A 982-nucleotide genomic window follows, 5' to 3' on the forward strand; every position below is an offset into this window, starting at 1 on the left:
CCGTCCTCCTCCAACGCCCGCCGCCAGGCGTCCTGGACCGGACGGTCGGGGGCGCGGTAGGCGACGTGGTGGACGGTCCCGGCGGCGACCAGGCCGCGCTCCGCGGCGGGGTCGGCCACGACGTCGACGATGGTCCCCACGCCGGGCGCCGCGGCGCCGGTGCGAAACCGCAGGCGGTCCGCGGCCTCGTCGACCAGGCAGAAGCCCAGTTGCTCCCCGAGCATCCGGGCGGTCTGCTCGGTGTCGTGCTCGGTGAGGGTGACCGACCGGATGCCCCGGACCGCGTGCTCGGCGGGCACCCCTGCGCCGTCCCAGGGGTCGGTGTCGTGGGGGTCGGCGCTGGCGGCGAGTTCGATCACCAGCCCGTCGGGGTCGCGCAGCGTCAGGACGTCCTCCTCGGCGCGCTCCGCGGGCCGGGTGGCGACGATGTTCAGCGCGGCCAGGTGGTCGGCCCACCAGCCCAGTGATCCCTCGGGCACCGACAGGGTCGTGGTGGTGGCCTGTCCGGCGCCCGGGCGCCCGCGCGGGGCGTCGGGCCAGGGGAAGAAGGTGAGGATGGTGCCGGGGTTTCCCGCGCGGTCGCCGTAGTAGAGGTGGTAGGTGTCGGGGCGGTCGAAGTTCACCGTGCGCTTGACCAGGCGCAGTCCCAGCACGGTGCGGTAGAAGTCGGCGTTGGCCCGGGGATCGGTGGCGATCGCGGTCACGTGGTGCAGGCCCGTGGGGCGCACGTCCATGGCGTCACCTTCCGTCGCTTCCGGGCGCACCCGCCCAATGTAGTTTAATTTTAAACAAAACCCCGCATCACGTCCTCCCCTCCCCCGAACGGGCCAAAACCCCGGTGCGGTCCGTGGCGGGTTCGGGGAGGCGGCGCAGGCGCAGCCCCGCCAGGGCCGCCGCGGCGCACAGTACGAGGGCGTAGACCACCGCGCCACCCCAGCCCACGGCGTCGTAGACCAGCCCGCCGCACCAGCTGAACAGGCTC

At 73.8% G+C, this 982-nt stretch carries 1 protein-coding gene and 1 pseudogene; both read right to left on the reverse strand.

Translation table 11 applies throughout. The annotated features are described in order from the left end of the window. Positions 1 to 734, reverse strand: a 734-nt coding sequence (locus D471_RS0105330) for a VOC family protein (RefSeq protein ID WP_017597673.1), incomplete at its 3' end; no start/stop codon positions are given. 67 nt (positions 735 to 801) lie between these two features. Further along, positions 802 to 982 (reverse strand): annotated as a pseudogene (locus tag D471_RS0105335) (hypothetical protein); the annotation flags it as partial.

This window comes from Nocardiopsis lucentensis DSM 44048 (assembly GCF_000341125.1).
GTDB classification, from domain to species: Bacteria; Actinomycetota; Actinomycetes; order Streptosporangiales; family Streptosporangiaceae; genus Nocardiopsis; species Nocardiopsis lucentensis.